Consider the following 23,197-nt stretch of genomic DNA (forward strand, 5'->3'; position numbering starts at 1 on the left):
GAGCACCGGCTCCCCCGGAACGCTCCGGCGTGCTCCCGAAGTGCCTTCGCTGATCTGCGATCTACTTGCGCTTGTAGATATTGATGGCCGATCCTCTGAGCGTGACGAACCAGAGGAGTGAGCACCCGGCAGATCCCGAAGCCGCCCGGCACGCCCAGCACCGGGACGAGGATCTGGCGGCCCTGCTCGAACGCCTGCTGGCCCAGGTGCCGGACCGGACCCAGAAGGACCTGGCGGCGGAGTCCGGCATCTCGTACCCGACGCTCAACGCCTGGATGAACCGCACGCGCGGCACCTCGCGCATCGACCCGGAGAAGCTGCGGGCCATGGTCGACGCGTTCCGGCGCTGGGGTGTGCGCACCACACCGCGGGAGTTCTTCGAAGCGGTGGGCCGGCCGGTGCCGGGTCCCAGCGGCGACGAGCGCGAGGCCCGGCTCCTCAAGCTGTACCGGCAATTGCCGGAGTCACGGCAGCGCGCGCTGCTGAAGGACGCCGAGGCGATGCTCCAGGTCAGCCGCATCGTGTGAGGTCAGTGCCGTGCGAGCGGCGCGCGGAGCGGGTCGCCGGCCTCCCCCGGCCATAACGGATGCCGGGCGCGCGCCGGGAGAATATGACGAAAGTCCTCACGAACCCCACACACATCGGTACCATCAGTCAGCCGCTGACCTCCCGGAGCGGAACGCTCGTGCCGTAGGCATGCCTGGGGAGGCAGTTGTGTGCGTTCGCATTGCCGTGACGGACGGTCTGGCGAGCATCGCGGTCTGGGACCCCGACGAGGTCAGCATCATGGTGGCCCGCAGCGCGCCGGCGGGTGACGTGCTCAGAGAAGTGGCGGACATCCTTATGATCGACCTGGGGGCTCCCGCCTCCTGGGGCGGCCCGCTGTGCTGCTTCTGCGGCATGGGCGTGGAGCTCCCCCACGAACTGGTGTCCTGTGTCCACGCGGCCGAGGCAGGCTGAGCCACGCCGGACCAGGGACGGCCGACGGCCGCCCCTCTTTCGGAGGGACGGCCGGGCGTCGAAGGGGTGGGCCGGTCAGGCGGTCAGGCGGGCGATCGCCTCGTCCACCGTCAGCTCCTCGCGCTCACCGGTCCTGCGGTCCTTCAGCTCGACGACGCCCTCGGCCGCGCGGCGCCCGGCCACCAGGATCTGCGGGACGCCGATCAGCTCCGAGTCCGTGAACTTGACGCCCGGCGAGACGCCGGCGCGGTCGTCGCACAGCACCCGCAGCCCGGCCGCGGACAGCTTCTCGGACACGTCGAGGGCCAGCTCGGTCTGCAGCGCCTTGCCGGCGGCGACCACGTGCACGTCGGCCGGGGCGACCTCGGCGGGCCAGCACAGTCCCTTGTCGTCGGCGGTCTGCTCGGCGAGCGCGGCGACCGCACGGGAGACGCCGATGCCGTAGGAGCCCATCGTGACGCGGACCGGCTTGCCGTTCTGGCCGAGGACGTCGAGCTTGAGGGCGTCCGCGTACTTGCGGCCGAGCTGGAAGATGTGCCCGATCTCGATGGCGCGGTCGAGCTTCAGGCCGGTGCCGCACTTGGGGCAGGGGTCGCCCTCCTGCACGACCACGACGTCGACGTAGGTGTCGACCTCGAAGTCACGGCCCGCGACGACGTTCTTCGCGTGCGTGCCCTCCTTGTTGGCGCCGGTGATCCAGGAGGTGCCGGGGGCCACACGCGGGTCGGCGAGGTAGGTCACCTTCTCGCCCAGGCTCTGCGGGCCGACGTAGCCGCGCACCAGGTCGGGGTGCTCGGCGAAGTCCGCCTCGGTGACCATCTCGACGACGGCCGGGGCGAAGTGGGCCTCGACCTTGCCCATGTCGACCTCGCGGTCGCCGGGCACACCGACGGCGACGATCTCGCCGTCGACCTTGACCAGCAGGTTCTTCAGGGTGGCCGAGGCCGGGACGCCGAGGTGGGCGGCGAGGGTCTCGATCGTGGGGGTGTCCGGGGTGGGGATCTCCTCGAGCGCGGGCGCGTCCGCGGCCTCGACCGGCTTCAGCTCGTAGGTGATCGCCTCGGTGTTCGCCGCGAAGTCGCAGTTCGGGCAGTCCGCGAAGGTGTCCTCGCCGGCCTCGGCGGGGGCCAGGAACTCCTCCGACTTCGAGCCGCCCATCGCGCCCGCGGTCGCCGCGCAGATGCGGTAGTCCAGGCCCAGGCGCTCGAAGACGCGCTGGTATGCCTGGCGGTGCAGGGCGTAGGACTTCGCGAGGCCCTCGTCGTCGGTGTCGAAGGAGTAGGAGTCCTTCATCAGGAACTCGCGGCCGCGCAGGATGCCGGCCCGGGGACGGGCCTCGTCGCGGTACTTGTGCTGGATCTGGTAGAGGATGACCGGCAGGTCCTTGTAGGAGGACGCCTGGTCCTTCACCAGCAGGGTGAAGATCTCCTCGTGGGTCGGGCCGAGCAGGTAGTCGCCGCCCTTGCGGTCCTTGAGGCGGAACAGCTCCTGGCCGTACTCGTCCCAGCGGCCCGTCGCGTCGTAGGGCTCACGCGGCAGCAGGGCGGGCAGCAGCACCTCCTGGGCGCCGATGGCGTCCATCTCCTCGCGGACGACGCGCTCCACATTGGCCAGGACCCGCCTGCCGAGGGGCAGCCAGGACCAGATGCCGGCCGCCGTGCGACGGACGTAACCGGCGCGGACCAGCAGCTTGTGGCTGAGGACCTCGGCGTCCGCCGGGTCGTCGCGCAGCGTCTTCGCCATCAACTGGGACATGCGCTGGACCGGTGCTTTCGCCATGGTTCTCGTACTCCTGCCGGATGTGGTTGATGGCAGGAGGTTAGCCGGGCGGGACGGGACGGTGGAAATCGGTTAACGGCGCAGCGGCAGCGGGGCGCCCATCACGGCGTACGGCTTCGGGGCGCTGGGGAAGAGGACCTGGCGGGCGAGGTCCTGGTAGCCGAGGGAGTGGTAGAGGCCGCGGGCCGGGCTGTCCATGTCGATCGCGGAGAGGATCGAGCGCGGCTCGGTGGCGCTGTCCGTGATGGTGGTGATCAGGGCGCGGCCCACACCGCGGTTCTGGTAGGCGGGGTGGACGTGCAGCTCGGTGATGACGAAGGAGTCGTCGAGCCAGTCGTCGAGGCCCCGGGCGCGCAGATACGGCTCCACCACGGTGGACCACCAGTGGCTGCGGCTGTTGGGCATGCCGTAGACGAAGCCGGCGAGGCGGTCGCCCGAGGTGGCGCCGAGGGCGCGGGCGCCGGGGTAGGTCATGTGCCGCAGGACGATCTGGCGGCGGACGGCGACTTCGTCGGGTCCGAGTCCGAACGCCACCGCCTGGACGGCGAGGGCCTCGTCGACCCGGGCCGGGAGGTCGAGCGGGCCGATCACGATGTCGTCGGGGTGGCAGCGGTGTGCGTGACCGGGAAGGCGCATGGTGGGGAGCCTACAAGCAATGGGCGTGCCGGGGTCCTGGCACGGCCCCTGGGCCGCCCCTGCCGCGCCCGGGGGCGCGTCGGTCAGAACAGGACGCTCATGAAGGCGCCGACCTCCTGGAAGCCGACCCGGTGGTAGGTCCTTCTGGCCGCGGTGTTGAAGTCGTTGACGTACAGGCTGGCGACCGGGGCCACGTCGGCGAGGGCGTAGCGCAGGACCGCGGCCATGCCGGGCGCCGCGAGCCCCCGGCCGCGGTACTCGGGGGCCACCCAGACGCCCTGGATCTGGCAGGCGTGGTCGGTCGCGGCGCCGATCTCGGCCTTGAAGACGACCTTGCCGTTCTGGTCGAGGCGGGCGAAGGAGCGGCCGGATCCGACGAGTTCGGCGACCCTGGCCTGGTAGAGGAGGCCGCCGTCGCCGGCGAGCGGCGAGACGCCGACCTCCTCGGTGAACATGGCCACGCACGCCGGGAGGATCGTCTCCATCTCGTCCTTGCGGATGCGGCGGACGTACGGGTCCGGGGCGATGTCGGCCGGCATCTGGTCGGTGACCATGAGCGGCTGGTGGGCGCGGACCTCGCGGGCCGGGCCCCAGGTGGGCTCCAGCAGCCGCCACAGCTGCGCGGTGGGCTCGGCGGGCCCGACGATGGAGGAGCAGCGGCGGCCCGCCCGGCGGGCACGGTCCGCGAAGGCGCGCACGGCACGCGGGGTGGCGCAGATCGGGACGAGGTTGGCGCCCGCGTAGCACAGGGACGTCAGCATGCCGTCGTCGTACCAGCCCCACATCTCTCCGCCGAGGCGCCAGGGGTCGAGGCCCGCCACCTGGACGCGAGACGTCACGAAGGCGTTGGTGACCGGCTCGCGGTCGAGGACGGCGAGCGCGGCGTCCAGGTCACTCGGTTCGAGCACCCGTGAGGTGGTCTGGGTCAACACGTGCGGGGCCTCACGCTGGGGTTCTGCTGGTCCCCGCACTGTACCTGCGGAAGCTGTGCCGTGCCGCCCCTCGGTCGTGACCGGTGGTCCCGGCCCGGCCGGGGGCGGTGCCGGCGCGGGCGGGTCAGCCCGCGACCGCGACGGAGGGCTCGCCGCTCGCCACGCCGTCGGCCTCCATCTGCTCGGCCAGCTTCATGGCCTCCTCGATGAGAGTCTCGACGATCTTGGACTCGGGGACGGTCTTGATGACCTCGCCCTTGACGAAGATCTGGCCCTTGCCGTTGCCGGAGGCGACGCCGAGGTCGGCCTCGCGGGCCTCGCCGGGGCCGTTGACGACACACCCCATGACGGCGACGCGCAGCGGCACCTCCATGCCGTCCAGACCCGCGGTGACCTCCTCGGCCAGCTTGTAGACGTCGACCTGGGCGCGGCCGCAGGACGGGCAGGAGACGATCTCCAGGCCGCGCTGCTTGAGGTTCAGGGACTCCAGGATCTGGATGCCGACCTTGACCTCCTCGGCCGGCGGGGCCGACAGGGAGACGCGGATGGTGTCGCCGATGCCCTGGGAGAGGAGCGCGCCGAAGGCGACGGCCGACTTGATGGTGCCCTGGAACGCCGGGCCGGCCTCGGTCACGCCGAGGTGCAGCGGGTAGTCGCACTGGGCGGCGAGCTGCTTGTACGCCTCGATCATGATCACCGGGTCGTTGTGCTTCACCGAGATCTTGATGTCCCTGAAGTCGTGCTCCTCGAAGAGGGACGCCTCCCACAGCGCCGACTCCACCAGCGCCTCCGGCGTCGCCTTGCCGTACTTCTGCAGCAACCGCCGGTCCAGCGACCCGGCGTTGACCCCGATCCGGATCGGCGTGCCGTGGTCCTTCGCGGCCCGCGCGATCTCCTTGACCTTGTCGTCGAACTGCTTGATGTTGCCCGGGTTCACCCGCACCGCCGCACAGCCGGCCTCGATCGCCGCGAACACGTACTTCGGCTGGAAATGGATGTCCGCGATCACCGGAATCTGCGACTTGCGGGCGATCGTCGCCAGCGCGTCCGCGTCGTCCTGCGTCGGGCACGCCACCCGCACGATCTGGCAGCCCGACGCCGTCAGCTCCGCGATCTGCTGCAGAGTCGCACCGATGTCGGACGTGCGCGTCGTCGTCATCGACTGCACCGACACCGGGGCGTCCCCGCCGACCGCGACGGACCCGACCTGGATCTGCCGGCTCTTGCGGCGCTCGGCGAGCTTGGTCGGAACGGACGGCATGCCGAGAGAAATCGCAGTCATCTGCTGTGCAACCCCAAGTCGTGGATCAAGGTCCGGTCCCGTCAGCAGCGGGCCCCAGGGTCCGAGATTACGGCACGGACGCTCAGCCCCTCACCTCACGCCCCGTAAACCCACTCGATGGAATACGGCCCGGGACGCGGGGTCCCGGGCCGCCTGGAACGCCGTAGGGCTAGGAGATCCTGACCGGGTTGACGACGTCCGCGACGAGCACCAGCAGGGTGAAGCAGACGAAGACCCCGGCAACCACGTACGCCACCGGCATGAGCTTGGCCACGTCGAACGGGCCGGGGTCCGGCCGGCGCAGCACCCGCGCCAGGTTCCGGCGCAGCGACTCCCACAGCGCGCCCGCGATGTGACCGCCGTCGAGCGGCAGCAGCGGGAGCATGTTGAACAGGAACAGGGAGAGGTTGAACCCGGCCAGCAGGAAGACGAACGTGGCCAGCTGCTGGGACGCCGGGATGTCGAGCGTGGCGATCTCCCCGCTGACCCTGGCGGCGCCGACGATGCCCATCGGGGAGTCCGGCTCACGGGGGCCGTCGCCGAAGGCCGCGTCCCACAGGGCGGGGACCTTGGAGGGCAGGGCCACCAGAGAGTCGACGGCGTCGCCGACCCGGTCCGACATCCAGGTCACCGACTCGCCGAGGTCCTGCTTGACGACGCCGTTGGCCGCGCTGAAGCCGAGGAAGCCGGCCTTGATGTACTCGCCCTCGACGTAGGCCCCGCTCGCGTCCTTCTTGACGACCCGGTTGGTGGCGATCTTCGCTTCGAGGGTGACCTCCCGGCCGTCCCGGTCGACGACGATCGGCACCTGCTTGCCGGCGCTGTCACGGATGAGGTCGGAGAGGGTGTTCCAGTCCTCGGTGCGTACGCCGCCGAAGGCGACGATCTTGTCGCCGGCCTTCATGCCCGCGGCCGCGGCCGGAGACCTGGGGTCGGACGCCTTGCACGTGTCGCGGTTCTCGGTCTGCGCGATGACGCACGGGGAGACCGAGCTGACCGTGGTGGTCTGCTGCTGGATGCCGAAGCCCATCAGCACGGTGAGGAACAGGACGACCGCGAGGACCAGGTTCATGAAGGGGCCCGCGAACATCACGATGACCCGCTTCCACGGCTTGCGCGTGTAGAACAGGCGGCTCTCGTCGCCCGGCTTCAGCTCCTCGAAGGCCGCCGAGCGCGCGTCCTCGATCATGCCGCGCCACGGCGAGGTGGAGCGGGCCTCCAGCCGGCCGTCCGGGCCGGGCGGGAACATGCCGATCATCCGGATGTAGCCACCGAACGGGATCGCCTTGACGCCGTACTCGGTCTCGCCCTTGTTCCGCGACCAGATCGTGGGGCCGAAGCCGACCATGTACTGCGGCACGCGGATGCCGAACAGCTTGGCCGTGGACAGGTGCCCCAGCTCGTGCCAGGCGATCGAGAACAGCAACCCGACCGCGAACAGCACTATGCCGAGGATGAACATCAGGGTCGTCATGCACGGGCCTCCGCCGTGTGTGCCGCCAGTTCCCGGGCGCGTGCGCGGGCCCAGGTCTCCGCTTCGAGGACGTCCGCGACGGTCAGCGAAGTTCCCGAGCGCGGGGTGCCGTGCTCTTCCACCACCCGCGTGACGGTCTCCATGATGCCGTTGAACGGCAGTGCGCCGGCCCGGAAGGCCTCGACGCACTCCTCGTTGGCGGCATTGAACACCGCCGGGGCCGTGCCCGCGAGTGCGCCCACGTGCCGCGCCAGGTTCACCGAGGGGAACGCCTCGTTGTCGAGCGGGAAGAACTCCCACGTCGACGCCTTGCTCCAGTCGAAGGTGGGCGCGGCGTCCGGGACGCGCTCGGGCCAGCCCAGCCCGATGGCGATGGGGCCGCGCATGTCGGGCGGCGTCGCCTGGGCGATCGTGGAACCGTCGGTGAACTCGACCATCGAGTGGACATACGACTGGGGATGCACGACCACCTCAATGCGGTCGAAGGAAATGTCGTAGAGCAGGTGCGCCTCGATGACCTCGAGCCCCTTGTTGACGAGGGTCGCGGAGTTGATCGTGATGACCGGGCCCATCGCCCAGGTGGGGTGCGCGAGGGCGTCGTCGACGGTGACGTCCGCCAGCTCGGCCTTCGTCCGGCCGCGGAAGGGGCCGCCGGACGCGGTCACGACGAGCTTGCGCACGTCCGCGCGCGAGCCGGACGCCAGCGCCTGGAAGAGGGCGGCGTGCTCGGAGTCGACCGGGATGATCTGCCCGGGCTTGGCGAGCGCCTTGACCAGGGGGCCGCCGACGATGAGCGACTCCTTGTTGGCGAGCGCGAGGGTGCGGCCGGCCTCCAGCGCGGCGAGCGTGGGGGCCAGGCCGATGGAGCCGGTGATGCCGTTGAGGACGGTGTGGCAGTCGGAGGCGGCGACCTGGGTGGCCGCGTCCGGTCCCGCGAGGATCTCGGGCAGCGGCTCCCCCGCGCCGTAACGGTCGCGCAGAGCGTCGCGCAGGGCCGGGACGACGTCCTCGCGGGCGACGGCGACGGTCCGGACCTGGAGCCGGTGCGCCTGCTCGGCGAGGAGCGCGACCCGGCCGCCGTTCGCGGACAGCGCGGTGACCCGGAACCGGCCGGGGTTGCGCAGCACGAGGTCGATGGCCTGGGTGCCGATCGAGCCGGTGGAGCCGAGGATCACCACGTCCTTGGGACCGCCGCCCGCCACGGGGTCGTAGACGAGGTGCGGGTCGGCGAGGGGGGAGGCTGGACTGTCGCTCATCCCCCCATTGTGGCCGCAGCGGTCGGCGGGCAGGACCGGGTGTCCCCATCGGGTGGGTAACAGGATGGTGAGGGGCCGCCGCGGGCGGTGACCCCTCACGGGGCGGTCAGCGGATCGGGCGGTGGACGTTCGCACGCGTGCTCGCGCCCGGGGTGGCTTCGGCGATCCAGACGCCGCCGTCGTCGGACGGGTCGACGATGCCCTCCTCCAGCCACGCGTACGTGCCGGACATCACGCCCTTGACGACCTTGCGGTCCAGGTCGTCGGTGTTGGACCACAGGCGGCCGAACAGTTCCTCGACGCGCAGCCGGGACTGCCGGCAGAACGCGTCGGCGAGCTGGTAGGCCTCGCGGCCGTGCTCGCCGCGGGCCCGCAGGTGCTCGGCACGCACGCAGGCGGCGCTCATGGCGAACAGCTCGGCGCCGATGTCGACGATCCGGCCGAGGAAGCCCTGCTTGCTCTCCATGCGGCCCTGCCAGCGGGACATGCCGTAGAAGGTGGAGCGGGCGAGCTTGCGGGCGGTGCGCTCGACGTACCGCAGATGCCCGGAGAGGTCGACACCCTGCTTGAACTCGCTGAAGGTGTAAGGCAGTTGCCCCTGACCGGCGATCAGCTTCGGCAGCCACTTGGCGTAGAAGACACCGGCGTTCGCGCCCGCCTTCGCCTTGTCCGGGAGGGACTTTTCGGGGTCGATGAGGTCCCCGGCGACGGAGAGGTGGGCGTCGACGGCCTCGCGGGCGATGAGGAGGTGCATGATCTCCGTCGAGCCCTCGAAGATGCGGTTGATGCGCAGGTCGCGCAGGACCTGTTCGGCGGGGACGCCGCGCTCGCCGCGCGCCCGGAGCGAGTCGGCCGTCTCGAAGCCGCGGCCACCGCGGATCTGGACGAGTTCGTCGGCGATGAGCCAGCCCATCTCGGAGGCGAACAGCTTGGCGAGGGCGCCTTCGATCCGGATGTCGTTGCGGTCCTCGTCGGCCATCTGGGCGGCGAGGTCGGTGACGGCCTCCAGCGCGAAGGTGGTGGCCGCGATGAAGGAGATCTTCGAGCCGACGGCCTCGTGGTGGGCGATGGGCTTGCCCCACTGCTCGCGGGCCGCCGACCACTCGCGGGCGATCTTCAGGCACCACTTGCCGGCGGCCACGCAGGACGCGGGCAGCGAGAGCCGGCCGGTGTTCAGCGTGGTCAGCGCGATCTTCAGGCCGGCGCCCTCGGGGCCGATGCGGTGGGCGGCGGGGACGCGGACCTGGTGGAAGCGGGTGACGCCGTTCTCGATGCCGCGCAGGCCCATGAAGGCGTTGCGGTTCTCGACGGTGATGCCGGGCGAGTTGGTCTCGACGACGAAGGCGGTGATGCCGCCCTTGTGGCCCTCGGACTTCGGGACCCGGGCCATGACGACGAGCAGGTCGGCGACGACGCCGTTGGTGGTCCACAGCTTCACGCCGTCGAGGACGTAGTCGTCCCCGTCGGGCACGGCGGTGGTGGCCAAGCGGGCCGGGTCGGAGCCGACGTCGGGCTCGGTCAGCAGGAAGGCGCTGATGTCGGTGCGGGCGCAGCGCGGAAGGAAGCGTTCCTTCTGCTCGGTGCTGCCGAACAGCTTCAGCGGCTGCGGTACGCCGATCGACTGGTGGGCCGACAGCAGCACACCGATCGCCGGGGAGGCCGAGCCGACCAGGGCGAGGGCCTTGTTGTAGTAGACCTGACCGAGACCGAGACCGCCGTACTTGGTGTCGATCTTCATGCCGAAGGCGCCGAGCTCCTTGAGCCCGTCGACGATGTCGTCCGGGATGCGGGCCTCGCGTTCGATGAGGGCGCCGTCGACCTTGGTCTCGACGAAGTCGCGCAGTTTGGCGAGGAACTCCTCGCCGCGCTGGGTCGCCTCGCCGGTGGGCATCGGGTGGGGGTGGATGAGGTCGACGCGGAACCGGCCGAGGAACAGCTCCTTGGCGAAGCTGGGTTTGCGCCACTCCTGCTGGCGGGCGGCCTCGGCCACCTGCCGTGCCTCACGTTCGGTGACGGTGGGTTTGGGGGGTGCTGCGGACATGAGGCTCACCTCGCCGCGAATCGGGATCATGGGCCATGTGGTTACCGACGGGTGCTACCCGATCGTATGTACCCGATAACGGACGCGGCCACCACCCCGCGCGCGGCCGTTCACCCTCCGCGAGGGGCCGGTGCGGGGCGTTCGGGCCGGTGGGCCCGTGTGTGCGGTCAAGGCGGGCGGCCTGCGCCGGACGGGTGACCCGCCGACCCGGGCGCGGCCGGTCCGACGCCGACGGCCGGAGCCCCCGCACAGCGGGCTCCGGCCGTCGGACCGAGGGTGGTGTCAGAGAGCGAGGCCCGTGAGGATCAGGACCCGCTCGTAGGTGTAGTCGTCCATCGCGAACCGCACGCCCTCGCGGCCGACCCCGGACTGCTTGGCGCCGCCGTACGGCATCTGGTCGGCGCGGTAGGAGGGGACGTCGCCGATGACCACACCGCCGACCTCCAGCGCCCGGTGGGCGCGGAAGGCGGCCTGCAGGTCGTGGGTGAACACGCCCGTCTGGAGGCCGTACTTGGAGTCGTTCGCGGCGGCGAGGGCGGCGGCCTCCCCGTCGGCCTTCTGCACGGTGAGGACGGGCCCGAAGACCTCCTCGCAGGCGAGGGTGACGTCGGAGGGCACGTCGGTGAGGACGGTCGGCGCGTAGGAGGCGCCGTCGCGCTTGCCGCCGGTGAGGAGGGAGGCTCCGGCGGCGACGGCCTCGTCCACCCACGTCTCGACGCGCTTGGCGGCGTCCTCGCTGACCAGCGGGCCGACGTCGGTGGCGTCCTCGTTCGGGTCACCGGTGACCTGGGCCTCGACGGCGGCGACGATCCGGGGCAGCAGCCGGTCGTACACGGAGGCGTCCGCGATGACCCGCTGTACGGAGATGCAGGACTGGCCGCCCTGGTAGTTGGAGAAGGTCGCGATACGGGTCGCGGCCCAGTCCAGGTCCTCGTCGGAGGCAAAGTCGGCGAGCACGACCGCCGCGCCGTTGCCGCCGAGCTCCAGGGTGCAGTGCTTGCGCGGCACCGAGTCCATGATCGCGTAGCCGACCTTCTCGGACCCGGTGAAGGAGATGACCGGCAGGCGCTCGTCCTGCACCAGGGCCGGCATCTTCTCGTTCGGGACCGGCAGGATGCTCCAGGAGCCCGCCGGGAGGTCGGTCTCGGCGAGCAGGTCACCGAGGATCAGGCCGGACAGCGGGGTGGCCGGGGCCGGCTTGAGGATGATCGGGGCGCCGGCGGCGATGGCCGGGGCGACCTTGTGGGCGCACAGGTTCAGCGGGAAGTTGAAGGGCGCGATACCGAGGACGACGCCCTTCGGGAAGCGCCGGGTGAGGGCGAGCCGGCCCTGGCCGCCGGCGTCGGTGTCGAGCCGCTGGGCCTCGCCGCCGTTGAACCGGCGGGCCTCCTCGGCCGCGAAGCGGAACACGGACACGGCACGTCCGACCTCGCCGCGGGCCCACTTGATCGGCTTGCCGTTCTCGGCGGAGATGAGCCGGGCGATCTCCTCGGTGCGCTCGACGAGCCGCTTGCTGACGTGGTCGAGCGCGGCGGCGCGCACATGGGCCGGGGTGGCGGCGAACTCGTCGCGGACGGCGTACGCGGCGGCCACGGCCTCCTCGGTCTGCGCGTCCGTGGGCACGCTCACCGTGCCGACGACACGGCCGTCCCACGGCGAGGTGACGTCGAAGCTGTCCTCGCCGCTGACCTGGCGGCCGGCGAGCCAGAAGGCGTGGGTGGAAGTCATGTGGATTCCCGGCCCTTCCGCGTTGGGGGTGTCCTGGTCTGTCGAGACCCACGGTAGGGGCGCCGGGGCATCCCGGTGTTTGGCCGGGGTGTACTGGTGGCATGCCGGGCTTCGACGGATTGGCGCAGCCCGGCCGGGCCCGCTCGGTCCTACTCCTCGGTGGAGGTCGCCTTCAGCGCGAGCCACAGCTCCATACGCACGTCCGCGTCGTCCAGCGAGCGCCCGAGGATCTCCTCGACCCGCCGCATCCGGTAGCGCAGGGTGTGCCGGTGCACGCCCAGGTCGGCGGCGGCCGCGTCCCACTGGCCGTGCCGCGACAGCCACGCCCGCAGCGAGGCCACCAGGTCGCCCCGGCCGGTCGCGTCGTGCTCGTGCAGGGCCCGCAGCAGGCCGTCGGCGAACGCCTTCACCGCGTCGTCCGCGAGCAGCGGCAGCACCGACCCGGAGGCCAGCTGTTCGTGCTCCACGCACACCCGTCCGCGCCGCCGGGCCACCGACAGCGCCTGCTCGGCCTGCTTGTACGCGGCGGCCGCGGCGATCGGCCCGGCGGGCGCCGAGAGCCCGACGACCAGTTCGCCCTGGTCGCCGGCCGGCTGGTCCGGTACGGCCCCGGCCCGCGCCGCCTCCAGTCCCGCCGCGTACTCCGCGCACGCTCCGACCGCCGCGCCTCCGTCGGAGGCGAGCACCACCAGCCTCCCCGTCTCCGTCTCGGGCACCACCAGCACCGCCTCGCCGGCCCGGGCCGCCGCCGACTCGACGACCTCGGTGAGCGCGCCGAGCGGGTCGCCTCCGGCATCGGCGGCGACGACGAGGGCCGCGGCGGACGCCTTGGTCAGCGCCACCCGGGTGCCCGGGTCCACGACCCTGGCCGCCGAGACGGACGCCGCCTCCGCGACGATCACCCGGAACGGCGCGTCCAGCAGATCGCCGTACAGGCTCCCGGCCACGGCACGGGCGTGGTCGGGCTGCCCGGCGAGGAGCATGCGCAGGACGGCGGCGCCGACCCGCTGCTCGGCGGCCTGGAGCGAGCGGGACCGCTCGGTGGTCAGGGTCAGCAGGGCGATCGCCGAGTGGACGGCGTACCGCTCGGCCGTGCCCAGCGCGGCCGCGGTGCCCACGGCGAGCGCCGCGCGCGGGCGGCGCCCGGTGCCGAGGGTGTGCAGCTCGACCCGGTCCTCGTTCCCGGGTCCGCCGACCACGGAGGACGCCGGCGCCGGGCGCTCGCGCAGCCGCTCCACGTCCGGGGTGAGCCGTGCCGCCCGCCGCCCGGCCCACTCGGGGGCGGTGGCGACGACGGCGCCCGACGCGTCGTAGAGCGCGGCCCAGCCGTTGACCTGGGAGGCCAGCGCGGCCAGCAGTCCCTCGGGGCCGGCGTTCAGCGCCTGCCGGGTCAGTTCCCGCTGGGCGGCGAAGCCCGCCGTCACCGCCCGGTACTGCTCGGCCGCGATGGCCGCCGAGACGGCCTTGCTGATGGCGAGGAAGGGGGTGCGGCGCGGCACCTCCAGCAGCGGCAGGTCCGCCTCCTCCGCGGCGTCGATCAGCGCCTTGGGGGTCTCCTCGTAGTTGACGCCGACCGCGAAGCCGAGGCCGACCACGCCGGCCCCGGCCAGCCGCCGGACGTAGCGCCGCATCGCTTCCGGGTCCTCGGCGTCCAGCTGGAGGGCGGTGATCAGCAGCAGCTCCCCGCCCTCCATATAGGGGACGGGGTCGGCGAGCTCGCTGACGTGGGCCCAGCGCACGGGCACGTCCAGGCGGTCCGCGCCCGCCCGCACGGTCAGCTTGAGCGCGGAGTGGTGGACGAGCGAGGAGAGCGTCGGGGGCATGGGGCCTTCACGTCGGTGTGATCGGGTGCGATCGTCGGATCTTCGGTGATCCCTGTGATCAATTGGCCGCCATGTATGAACGGCCTGTACCGATTCTGCCTCACCGTACGGTCATCGCGCGGCCCCGTGCCCGGATCGCACGGGTCACCCCCGCAGATCCACCAGCAGCGGCGGGGCGTGCTCGCCCCGGACGCTGGTCACCGACAGCACCGCGTGCCCCGGCGGCACCCCGTGCGCCAGCTCGGAGGCCGACCAGCGCTCCCGCTCGACCTGCCGCACGGTCACCGCCTCGGTGGTGACCGCCTTGCCGGTGACCAGCTTGCGCAGGCGGTGCAGGGCGCGGGTCATGGGCTGGTCGGCGAACACGGTGTGCTGGGCGACGTCCCGCGTCTCCACCCACTCGGTGCCCCATGCCTCGGCGAAGCGGCTGCCGTCCCAGGTGGTCACGCCGGACAGCGCCATCCGGCAGCCCACGGCCCCGTACAGCGGCCCGTGCAGGGCCTCCGGCACGTCGGAGACCGTGCGCAGCGCCAGCACGACACCGGCGTTGCGCGGACGCAGCCGCTGGATGCGCCGGACGGACTCGGGGGTGACGGTGCCCGTGGCGTCGTCGAGGACGAGCGCGGCGAAGTGCTCGCCGGGCCCCGCCTGGACGACCTCGGTGAACTGGGCGAGGACCAGCCGGGCGAGCAGCCGGGAGACCTCCCCGTGGGTGCGTTCGGGCAGGTCGATCCGGACCCGCAGCGGGTGGTGGGCGACCGACCGCAGCGAGAAGGGGCGGTGTTCCTCGCCCCCGGCGCCGAGGAAGTCCGCGAAGGCGGGCCGGTCGAGCAGGGCGAGCCGGCCGGCGAGGACCGGGCCGGGGTCGCCGGTGGTGCCGGTCAGCCGGACCCGGGCCTCCAGGTCGCGGCGCATCGCCGTGTGCGCATCGCCGGCCAGCCGGGCGCGCAGATCGGTGAGGGCCCGCTCGTCGCCCTCCAGCAGGTCCCGCAGGACGGGGAGGGTGGGGAAGCGTCCGTGGGCGGCCCGGTAGGGGCCGAGCAGCTGGGCGAGCGCGGTGGTGGCGCGCTCGGTGCCGACGGCGTCGAGATCGCCGGCGAGTGCCTCGGCGAGGAACCCGGCGGCCTCGTCGGGGTCTTCGGTGCCCGCGTACGGATCGAGGTCGTGGGTGGATGCGGAGTCGCCGATACGCACCACGACGTCGTACGAGGTGTCCGGGCCCACCGCGGCGCCCGCGCCGCACACCACGACGACCGCGCAGGTCCCGGTGAGCGCCTGCAGCGCGAGGGACTCGGCCAGCGGGGCGATCACCTGCCGGGTCTTCCCGGACCCGGACGGCCCGACGACCAGCAGCGAGGTGCCCAGCGTCGCCGGTTCGAGGGCCGCGCCGGCCCCGCCGTACGCGGCCGGGGTGCGCTCGGTGGCGGCCCACCGGCCGATGCGCACCTGCCCGCCGAGCAGGTCGTGCCGTGCGGTGCGGGCGGGCAGGTCCCGGGCGCCGGAGGGGTGCGTGAACGCGGCAGCGCCCTGCCGCAGGACCGTGTCCGTGAAGTCCGCCGGGCGGCCCTGGCCCCGGGCGCACGCCCAGTGGTGCTCGACGCGCGCGCAGTCCACGTCGTTCATGCGCCCGGCCAGGACCTCGGCGGCGAGGACGTCGGCGGCCTGGTGCTGCCCGGCCTCGCGCAGCTCGGGGAAGCGGGACCGGGGTTCCACGGGGGCGGACCCGGGGTCCTCCCCCTGCGGCGCACGGCCGCGCGCCGCGAGCCGGTCGCGGACGAGGGACCACCAGCCGCCCAGCCGGGCGAAGGGCCACACCACGAGGGCGGCGACGAGCAGGTGGAGGACGGTCTCCCAGGGGGCCGAGTAGACGTCGTACGAGTCGCTGAGCAGCACGATCAGGGAGAACAGCGGACTCACGACGGGCAGCGGGTCCCAGCCGGCCCCGGGGAAGGTGTCCGGGTAGACGAGGGTGAGGGCGGCCAGGGCGCCGAACGCCGCCCACAGGGCACGGGCCGGCTGGGGCCTGCCGTCCAGGAGGTGCCGGACGACGGCGGGCCAGCTGCCGAGCCGGACGACCGTGTAGAGGAGCAGGGCGAAGAAGAGGCCGTTGTAGACGTCCAGGGCCTCCACGCCCGGGTACTGCAGCGCCTGCCCCTCCAGGTGCTTGGGCCGGGCCATGGTGCCGCCCCACCACCAGTCCTCCGGCGTGAACAGCCGCAGCAGGATGAACTCGTACGGCAGCGCCCCGCGCCGCCAGAACGACCACACCAGCAGCGCGGCGGCCAGCGGGATCAGCATGCCGACGACGGTCGTGGGGCTGACCCGTTCGGCCTTCGCCGCCTTCGGCGGCCGGTACCCGAAGCGCCAGATGCCGGGGCCGGTCTCGGGCCGCGGTTCGTCCAGCCAGCCGGCCACCGAGGCGCCGGGGGCCTGGCCGGGCGGGGCCGACGGCATCGGAGGCAGGGCGGAGCGTGATCGCGGCACCGGGGTCGCGTGTGTGCCCCGTGCTTCCTGCGTTCCGTCGCCGTCCATCGCCCTTGCCCCCTGACCAGCCGTTCCGTGCAACCGTCAGCGAGTCAATCTAGTGCCCGGCGCCCGCCAGTCCACCGCTTACGCGGCCGACGCGGCGGACCCGGGTGTTCCGGTCGCCGCCGGGCGGGCCGCGCCCGCCATGTCCACCACGGACAACCGGATGCCTGGACAACGCCCACATGGAGCATGCCCACCCCCCGCTCCGCGTCCTAGCCTGCGAGAAAAGAGAAGACAAAGCGTCTGTAGAACCCCCAGGAGCCCGTCATGAGCGCACTTCCCCAGGAGCGCCGCGTCGTCACCGCCATCCCCGGCCCGAAGTCGCAGGAGCTGCAGGCCCGCCGTACCGCCGCGGTCGCGCAGGGTGTGGGCTCCGTCCTGCCCGTGTTCGCCGCGCGCGCGGGCGGGGGCATCATCGAGGACGTCGACGGCAACCGCCTCATCGACTTCGGTTCCGGCATCGCCGTGACCTCCGTCGGCGCCTCCGCCGAGGCGGTCGTGCGCAGGGCGTCCGCGCAGCTCGCCGACTTCACCCACACCTGTTTCATGGTCACGCCGTACGAGGGCTACGTCGCCGTCGCCGAGGCGCTGGCGGAGCTGACGCCGGGTGACCACGCCAAGAAGTCCGCGCTGTTCAACTCGGGCGCCGAGGCCGTCGAGAACGCCGTCAAGATCGCCCGCGCGTACACCAAGCGCCAGGCCGTCGTCGTCTTCGACCACGGCTACCACGGCCGGACCAACCTGACGATGGCGCTGACGGCGAAGAACATGCCGTACAAGCACGGCTTCGGCCCGTTCGCGCCCGAGGTCTACCGGGTGCCGGTGGCCTACGGCTACCGCTGGCCGACCGGCGCCGAGAACGCCGGCCCCGAGGCCGCGCAGCAGGCGATCGACATGATCACCAAGCAGGTCGGGGCCGACAACGTCGCCGCGATCATCATCGAGCCGGTCCTCGGCGAGGGCGGCTTCATCGAGCCGGCCAAGGGCTTCCTGCCGGCGATCGTGAAGTTCGCCAACGACAACGGCATCGTGTTCGTCGCCGACGAGATCCAGTCGGGCTTCTGCCGCACCGGCCAGTGGTTCGCGTGCGAGGACGAGGGCATCGTCCCGGACCTCATCACCACCGCCAAGGGCATCGCGGGCGGTCTGCCGCTCGCCGCCGTGACCGGCCGCGCCGAGATCATGGACGCCGCGCACGCGGGCGGCCTGGGCGGCACCTACGGCGGCAACCCGGTGGCCTGCGCCGGTGCGCTCGGCGCCATCGAGACGATGAAGGAGCTCGACCTCAACGCCAGGGCGAAGGACATCGAGGCCGTCATGAAGGCGCGCCTGACCGCCATGGCCGAGAAGTTCGACATCATCGGCGACGTCCGGGGCCGCGGCGCCATGATCGCCATCGAGCTGGTCAAGGACCGCGCCACCAAGGAGCCGAACCCGGAGGCGACCGCCGCGCTGGCCAAGGCCTGCCACGCCGAGGGCCTGCTGGTCCTGACCTGTGGCACCTACGGCAACGTGCTCCGCTTCCTGCCGCCGCTGGTCATCGGCGAGGACCTGCTGACCGAGGGCCTCGACATCATCGAGCAGGCGTTCGCCCGTATCTGAGGTCACGGCGAAACCACTGGTGGGGGCCGGTCCACCGGCCCCTCGCGCCTCATCCGCCCCAGCCCTGCAGCCGTCCGCGGTTCCGGAGCTGGGGCGGCCTGCGTCAGAGCGTGTGAAGAAGGTGTGCGAGGTGGATGGCAGGACGCGTTTCCGACTGTCTAACGCCATCTCCCTGCCGTAGGTTCTCACCAGATGAGAGATACACCCCGCCCGGAGGGGACTCTGGGCGACGCCAGGCCGGGGCCTCCCCAGCTTCGACCTGGTCGTGCCCTCGCGCACACAACCGGCGCCTCCGGCTCCGGATCTCCTCACCGATCGGACAGTCGCCCGCCCCAAACCCCCCGGGGCGCGCGACCATCCGATCCGGACGGCCGCCCCGGAACCACCCCCCCTGTTCCCGGGCGGCCGACCTCCTTCCTTCTCCTTCTCGGGCTTCCCGCCCTGTTCTTCGCGCTCATCACCTGGCAGGTGGTGACGGACGGCCCGGTGGTCGGTCTCGACGAGGCCGCCAGCCGGGCCCTCGTGCGTCCCGGCCGCCTCTCCGAACTGCTGGCCGATCTGGGCAACGTCCAGGTCGCCGTGCCGGTCCTGCTGGCCGCCCTCGGCCACGTCACCTGGCGGCACCGCCGCGCCGGTACGGACCACTGGTGGCTGCCCGGCGTGTCCGCCGCCCTGCTGATGGCGCTGGTCCCGGTGGTGGTGATCCCGCTCAAGGTGCTCACCGACCGCCCGGGCACCCCGGCCGTGCCGCCCGCCACCGGCTACTACCCGTCGGGGCACACGGCCACGGCCGCCATCGCCTACGGGGCCGCGACCCTGCTCCTGCTGCCGCTGCTGCGGTCCGCCAGCACCCGCCGGGCCCTCCTCGTCCTCTGCGCCGCGCTGAATCTCGGCGTCGGGTTCGGGCTGACCCGGCGTGGCTACCACTGGCCCCTGGACGTCCTGGCCAGCTGGTGCCTGGGCACGCTGCTGCTCGCGGCGCTGTGGCTGTTCCTCAGCCGAAGTAGCCGTCGAACGTCCGCTGGAACTCCCAGCCGCCGAACCGGTCCCAGTTGACCGACCAGGTCATCAGGCCACGCAGCGCCGGCCAGGTGCCGTGGGTCGCGTACGAGCCGCAGTTCGTCCGCTTCGTCAGGCAGTCGAGGGTCTTGGTGACCTCGGCCGGGGGGACGTGCCCGTTGCCCGCGTTGGGCGTGGCCGGCATGCCGATCGCCACCTGGTCCGGGCGCAGCGGCGGGAAGACGTTGTTCGCGTCGCCCGCGACCGGGAAGCCGGTGAGCAGCATGTCGGTCATCGCGATGTGGAAGTCGGCGCCGCCCATGGAGTGGTACTGGCTGTCCAGGCCCATGATCGGACCCGAGTTGTAGTCCTGGACGTGCAGCAGCGTCAGGTCGTCGCGCAGGGCGTGGATCACGGGGAGGTAGGCGCCGGCGCGCGGGTCCTGGCCGCCCCACTTGCCGGTGCCGTAGTACTGGTGGCCGAGCTGGACGAAGAAGGTCTCCGGGGCCATGGTCAGCACGAAGTCGTCGCCGTACTTGGCCTTGAGGGTCTTCAGCGCCGAGATGAGGTTGACGATCACCGGGGTCCTGGGGTTCCGGAAGTCGGTGTCGTCGGCGTTCAGGGAGAGGGAGTGGCCCTCGAAGTCGATGTCGAGCCCGTCGAGGCCGTACTCGTCGATGATCTTCGAGACGGAGGACACGAAGGTGTCCCGTGCGGCCGCCGTGGTGAGCTGCACCTGGCCGTTCTGGCCGCCGATGGAGATGAGCACCTTCTTGCCGGCCGCCTGCTTGGCCCTGATCGCCGCCTTGAACTCGGCGTCGCTCTCCACGTTCGGGCACTCGGTGACGGGACAGCGGTCGAAGCGGATGTCGCCGGAGGTGACCGAGGTGGGTTCGCCGAAGGCCAGGTCGATGACGTCCCAGCTGTCGGGGACGTCGGCCATCCGGGTGTAGCCGGAGCCGTTGGCGAAGCTTGCGTGGAGGTAGCCGACGAGGGCGTGCGCCGGGAGGCCGCCGTCGCCGCCGCCGGTCGGTTCGGTGGTGGTGGCCGTCACCGTGGCGGACCGTGCGGACTCGCCGGCCTCGTTGAGCGCGGTGACCTGGAAGGCGTACGCGGTCGCGGGTGAGAGCCCGGTGACGGTGGCCGAGGTGCCGGTCACCGTGCGGACCTTGGCGCCGTCGCGGTAGACGGCGTAGCCGGTCGCGCCGGGGACCGCCGACCAGGCGAGGGTGACGCTGGAGGAGGTGACGGACCCGGCGGTGAGGCCGGCCGGGGGCGCCGGCGGCTGGGTCGCGTCGCCGCCCGGCCCGATCAGGGAGATGTCGTCGGCCTGGTAGGCGCCGGTGCCGTACCAGCCGTGGGTGTAGAGGGTGACCCGGGTGGTGGAGGGGCCGGTGCGGAAGGTCGTGGTGAGCCGTTGCCAGGTCGGGGCCGACTGGGTCCAGGTGGAGACGTCGGTGGTGCCGGTGCCGTCGGCGCCGAGGTACACGTACGCGCCGCGGACGTATCCGGACAGCGTGTACGCCGAGTCCGGCTTCACCGTCACGGTCTGTGCGCAGCGGGCGTTGTCGCTGCCGGCCGGGGTCGCCTGGAGGGCGGAACGGCCGCTGCGGACGGGCGAGTCGACGGCCGTGCCCGCCGTGCAGGTCCACCCGTCGAGGCCGGACTCGAAGCCGCCGTTGCGGACGAGGTCGGCGTCGGCCGCACGGGCGGCCGACGAGAGCGCGGTGAGGCCGGGCAGGGTCAGTGCCGCGGCGACGAGGAGGGCGAGGGGTCTGGAGCGGTCCACAAGTGCCTCCGGGCAGGGGGGAGTTGGAGGAGGGAGCCGCCCCCAACTTGGTCCAGACCAATCCGCCGTGTCAAGGGGTGCCGTAGGTCAGGGGGTGCCTCGTCGATCAGTGGCGCCGGACGTCGGGAGCCCGGCGTGATCGACGAGCCCCCTAGGGCGTGTTTCGAAAGTAGCGTCGTCCGCCCGAAGGGCGGGGTCCGCGGCGTCTGGCGCGGTGCATCGCAAGGCGGAGGGTCGTCCGCGTACTGGGCGTACGCGGACGATCCCGACAACGCGGCGAGGCGCCGTGCCAGGCGTCGCGGACCAGACGGGACTTTCGAAACACGCCCTAGCGCTCCCTCTCGGTCCGCCGGGCGAGCCCCGCGACCGCCTCGTGCATGGCCAGTTCGAGCAGGGACGGGTCGGTGAGGGTGCCTCCGCCGTCCGGCGGCACCAGCCAGCGGACACCGCCCGAGGCCCGCCCCGGATACGGCACGACGATCCAGGTGCCCGCCCCGGCGGTGCGGATCCCGGTGCCGAGCCAGCGTGCCGCGGTGCCCGGCGGCACGAAGAACCCCATGCGCGCGTCGCCGAAGTCGACCAGGACCGGGCCCGGCCGGTCGAGGATGCGGGTGAGCACGTCGAGCGTGGGATAGCCCAGTTCGGCCGGGAGGATGAGCACGTCCCAGGCCCGCCCGGCCGGCAGCAGCGCCACCCCGAGCGGATTGCGCTCCCACTCCCGGCGGCAGCTCTCGGGATCCGGTGCGACCGATGCCAGCCACTCGACCGCCGTCTTGGCCCCTGTCATGACGATGACCTCCCTGTTCGTCCTGGACGCCCGATCGCGTCACGGGGGAGAGGGAGGTCATCGGCGGGCATTACGCGGTTTCCCCGCCCCTTATGGGTGACGCGGGTCACATGGAGATCGTCGGGCGCGGGCGTCAGCTGTCGAACCCGAGGCCCAGCCGGTCCATCGTCCGCAGCCACAGGTTGCGCCGCCCGCCGTGCGTGTCCGCGCGGGCCAGCGACCACTTGGTGAGCGCGATGCCGGTCCAGGCGAACGGCTCCGGCGGGAAGGGCAGCGGCTTCCTGCGCACCATCTCCAGCTCCGTGCGCTCGGTGCGCTCCCCCGCCAGCAGGTCCAGCATCACGTCGGCGCCGAACCGGGTCGCACCGACGCCGAGACCCGTGTAGCCCGCCGCGTACGCCACCCTGCCCCGGTGGGCGGTGCCGAAGAACGCCGAGAAGCGCGAGCAGGTGTCGATCGCGCCGCCCCAGGCGTGCGTGAAGCGCAGGCCCTCCAGCTGCGGGAAGCAGGTGAAGAAGTGCCCGGCCAGCTTGGCGTACGTCTCCGGGCGGTCGTCGTACTCGGAGCGCACCCGGCCGCCGTACGGGTAGACGGCGTCGTAGCCGCCCCACAGGACGCGGTTGTCGGCGGAGAGCCGGAAGTAGTGGAACTGGTTCGCCGAGTCCCCGAGGCCCTGGCGGTTCTTCCAGCCGATCGACGCGAGCTGGTCCTCGGTGAGGGGCTCGGTCATCAGGGCGTAGTCGTAGACCGGGACGGTGTAGGAGCGGACCCGGCGGACCAGGTTCGGGAAGATGTTCGTGCCGAGCGCGACGCGGCGGGCGCGGATACGGCCGTAGGGCGTGCGGACGGCCATGCCGGCGCCGTACGGCTTCAGGTCCAGGGCCGGGGTGTGCTCGTAGACGCGCACGCCGAGGTCCTGGCAGGCCCGCTTCAGGCCCCGGACCAGCTTCGCCGGGTGGAGCATGGCGACCCCCCGGCGGTCGTACAGGCCGGCCCGGAAGGTCGGCGAGTCGACCTGCGCCCGCACCGCCTCGGCGTCCAGGAACTCGACGCCCTCGTCCAGGCCGCGGTCGCGCAGCTCGTCGTACCGGGCGCGCAGTTCCCGCGCCTGGTACGGCTCGGTGGCGACGTCGATCTCGCCGGTGCGCTCGAAGTCGCAGTCGAGGGAGTACCGGGTGACCGCGCGCTCGATCTCGTCGAGGTTGCGGGCGCCCAGCCGCTCCAGCGTGTGGATCTCCCGCGGCCAGCGGGCGAGCCCGTTGGCCGTCCCGTGGGTGAGGGAGGCGGCGCAGAAGCCGCCGTTGCGGCCGGAGGCGGCCCAGCCCGCCTCGCGGCCCTCGACCAGGACCACGTCCCGCCCGGGGTCGCGCTCCTTGGCGAGCAGCGCGGTCCACAGTCCGCTGTACCCGCCGCCGACGACCAGCAGGTCGCAGGTCTCGGCGGTCGTGAGGGCGGGCTCGGGGCGGGGGCGGCCGGGGTCGTCCAGCCAGTACGGGACCGGCTGGGCGTCGGAGAGGGACTTCGTCCAGCGACTTCCAGAACTCATGGCGCTCGGGGCCATGATGTCAACTCCCTACAGG

At 72.5% G+C, this 23,197-nt stretch carries 17 protein-coding genes; 4 read left to right on the forward strand and 13 right to left on the reverse strand.

The genetic code is table 11. The features are described 5' to 3' along the window. The first annotated feature begins 101 nt into the window (after positions 1–101). Both ACFRAC_RS22055 and ACFRAC_RS22060 read left to right on the forward strand, forming a co-directional pair. Complete coding sequence (locus ACFRAC_RS22055) at positions 102–527, forward strand: helix-turn-helix domain-containing protein (protein WP_382926164.1); 426 nt, start codon at positions 102–104, stop codon at positions 525–527. Between the two features lie 187 nt (positions 528–714). Beyond that, entirely contained in the window at positions 715–960 is a 246-nt protein-coding gene (locus ACFRAC_RS22060; RefSeq protein ID WP_382926167.1) for a hypothetical protein, read from the forward strand. A gap of 75 nt (positions 961–1,035) precedes the next feature. Here ACFRAC_RS22060 and ACFRAC_RS22065 read toward each other — a convergent pair whose 3' ends face one another. From ACFRAC_RS22065 to ACFRAC_RS22110, 10 genes are all read right to left on the reverse strand, one after another. Beyond that, positions 1,036–2,739 carry a proline--tRNA ligase gene (locus ACFRAC_RS22065; protein WP_382926170.1) on the reverse strand — a complete coding sequence of 568 codons (1,704 nt, stop codon included), beginning with the start codon at positions 2,737–2,739 and terminating at the stop codon, positions 1,036–1,038. A gap of 72 nt (positions 2,740–2,811) precedes the next feature. Continuing rightward, positions 2,812–3,375, reverse strand: coding sequence for a GNAT family N-acetyltransferase (locus tag ACFRAC_RS22070; RefSeq protein ID WP_382926173.1), 564 nt, complete (start codon positions 3,373–3,375; stop codon positions 2,812–2,814). A gap of 83 nt (positions 3,376–3,458) precedes the next feature. Continuing rightward, positions 3,459–4,307 (reverse strand): GNAT family N-acetyltransferase, encoded by an 849-nt coding sequence (locus tag ACFRAC_RS22075; RefSeq protein ID WP_382926176.1) that lies wholly within the window; start codon positions 4,305–4,307, stop codon positions 3,459–3,461. Positions 4,308–4,431: 124 nt separating this feature from the next. Then, positions 4,432–5,589, reverse strand: a complete 1,158-nt coding sequence (gene ispG / locus ACFRAC_RS22080) for a flavodoxin-dependent (E)-4-hydroxy-3-methylbut-2-enyl-diphosphate synthase (protein ID WP_382926179.1) — start codon at positions 5,587–5,589, stop codon at positions 4,432–4,434. 169 nt (positions 5,590–5,758) lie between these two features. Beyond that, entirely contained in the window at positions 5,759–7,051 is a 1,293-nt protein-coding gene (locus tag ACFRAC_RS22085) for a M50 family metallopeptidase (RefSeq protein WP_382926311.1), read from the reverse strand. An 8-nt stretch (positions 7,052–7,059) separates the two neighbouring features. Next, positions 7,060–8,319, reverse strand: coding sequence for a 1-deoxy-D-xylulose-5-phosphate reductoisomerase (gene dxr / locus ACFRAC_RS22090; RefSeq protein ID WP_382926182.1), 1,260 nt, complete (start codon positions 8,317–8,319; stop codon positions 7,060–7,062). A 106-nt stretch (positions 8,320–8,425) separates the two neighbouring features. Further along, positions 8,426–10,360 carry an acyl-CoA dehydrogenase family protein gene (locus ACFRAC_RS22095; RefSeq protein WP_382926185.1) on the reverse strand — a complete coding sequence of 645 codons (1,935 nt, stop codon included), beginning with the start codon at positions 10,358–10,360 and terminating at the stop codon, positions 8,426–8,428. 282 nt (positions 10,361–10,642) lie between these two features. Then, positions 10,643–12,088, reverse strand: coding sequence for an aldehyde dehydrogenase family protein (locus ACFRAC_RS22100; RefSeq protein WP_382926188.1), 1,446 nt, complete (start codon positions 12,086–12,088; stop codon positions 10,643–10,645). A 149-nt stretch (positions 12,089–12,237) separates the two neighbouring features. After that, positions 12,238–13,911, reverse strand: coding sequence for a PucR family transcriptional regulator (locus ACFRAC_RS22105; protein WP_382926191.1), 1,674 nt, complete (start codon positions 13,909–13,911; stop codon positions 12,238–12,240). A 144-nt stretch (positions 13,912–14,055) separates the two neighbouring features. Beyond that, positions 14,056–16,443, reverse strand: coding sequence for an ATP/GTP-binding protein (locus ACFRAC_RS22110; RefSeq protein WP_382926194.1), 2,388 nt, complete (start codon positions 16,441–16,443; stop codon positions 14,056–14,058). 264 nt (positions 16,444–16,707) lie between these two features. Between ACFRAC_RS22110 and gabT the strand changes: the two genes are divergently transcribed. Together gabT and ACFRAC_RS22120 are read left to right on the forward strand one after the other, a co-directional pair. Continuing rightward, positions 16,708–18,042, forward strand: coding sequence for a 4-aminobutyrate--2-oxoglutarate transaminase (gabT, locus tag ACFRAC_RS22115; protein WP_382926196.1), 1,335 nt, complete (start codon positions 16,708–16,710; stop codon positions 18,040–18,042). Between the two features lie 192 nt (positions 18,043–18,234). Then, positions 18,235–19,098: a phosphatase PAP2 family protein gene (locus tag ACFRAC_RS22120; RefSeq protein WP_382926198.1), complete on the forward strand. Its 864-nt coding sequence runs from the start codon at positions 18,235–18,237 to the stop codon at positions 19,096–19,098. Here ACFRAC_RS22120 and ACFRAC_RS22125 read toward each other — a convergent pair. From ACFRAC_RS22125 to ACFRAC_RS22135, 3 genes are all read right to left on the reverse strand, one after another. Further along, a complete protein-coding gene (locus tag ACFRAC_RS22125; protein WP_382926201.1) occupies positions 19,037–20,830 on the reverse strand; it encodes a chitinase in 1,794 nt (597 codons plus the stop codon). The two genes, ACFRAC_RS22120 and ACFRAC_RS22125, sit on opposite strands and share 62 nt — an antisense overlap. 328 nt (positions 20,831–21,158) lie before the next feature. Next, on the reverse strand, positions 21,159–21,617 hold the full coding sequence (locus ACFRAC_RS22130; RefSeq protein WP_382926204.1) for a hypothetical protein: 459 nt from the start codon (positions 21,615–21,617) through the stop codon (positions 21,159–21,161). A 133-nt stretch (positions 21,618–21,750) separates the two neighbouring features. Beyond that, on the reverse strand, positions 21,751–23,178 hold the full coding sequence (locus ACFRAC_RS22135; RefSeq protein WP_382926207.1) for an NAD(P)/FAD-dependent oxidoreductase: 1,428 nt from the start codon (positions 23,176–23,178) through the stop codon (positions 21,751–21,753). Between the last annotated feature and the right edge of the window lie 19 nt (positions 23,179–23,197).

It is taken from the genome of Streptomyces sp. NPDC056628, assembly GCF_042792555.1.
Lineage (GTDB): Bacteria > Actinomycetota > Actinomycetes > Streptomycetales > Streptomycetaceae > Streptomyces.

Bases quoted from the DNA above. Each gene is read 5' to 3' on its own strand.
- ACFRAC_RS22065 (WP_382926170.1), bottom strand. From the start codon at position 2,739: ATGGCGAAAGCACCGGTCCAGCGCATGTCCCAGTTGATGGCGAAGACG.
- ACFRAC_RS22070 (WP_382926173.1), bottom strand. From the start codon at position 3,375: ATGCGCCTTCCCGGTCACGCACACCGCTGCCACCCCGACGACATCGTG.
- ispG (WP_382926179.1), bottom strand. From the start codon at position 5,589: ATGACTGCGATTTCTCTCGGCATGCCGTCCGTTCCGACCAAGCTCGCC.
- ACFRAC_RS22085 (WP_382926311.1), bottom strand. From the start codon at position 7,051: ATGTTCATCCTCGGCATAGTGCTGTTCGCGGTCGGGTTGCTGTTCTCG.
- dxr (WP_382926182.1), bottom strand. From the start codon at position 8,319: ATGAGCGACAGTCCAGCCTCCCCCCTCGCCGACCCGCACCTCGTCTAC.
- ACFRAC_RS22095 (WP_382926185.1), bottom strand. From the start codon at position 10,360: ATGTCCGCAGCACCCCCCAAACCCACCGTCACCGAACGTGAGGCACGG.
- ACFRAC_RS22100 (WP_382926188.1), bottom strand. From the start codon at position 12,088: ATGACTTCCACCCACGCCTTCTGGCTCGCCGGCCGCCAGGTCAGCGGC.
- ACFRAC_RS22105 (WP_382926191.1), bottom strand. From the start codon at position 13,911: ATGCCCCCGACGCTCTCCTCGCTCGTCCACCACTCCGCGCTCAAGCTG.
- ACFRAC_RS22110 (WP_382926194.1), bottom strand. From the start codon at position 16,443: ATGGACGGCGACGGAACGCAGGAAGCACGGGGCACACACGCGACCCCG.
- gabT (WP_382926196.1), top strand. From the start codon at position 16,708: ATGAGCGCACTTCCCCAGGAGCGCCGCGTCGTCACCGCCATCCCCGGC.
- ACFRAC_RS22120 (WP_382926198.1), top strand. From the start codon at position 18,235: ATGAGAGATACACCCCGCCCGGAGGGGACTCTGGGCGACGCCAGGCCG.
- ACFRAC_RS22130 (WP_382926204.1), bottom strand. From the start codon at position 21,617: ATGACAGGGGCCAAGACGGCGGTCGAGTGGCTGGCATCGGTCGCACCG.
- ACFRAC_RS22135 (WP_382926207.1), bottom strand. From the start codon at position 23,178: ATGGCCCCGAGCGCCATGAGTTCTGGAAGTCGCTGGACGAAGTCCCTC.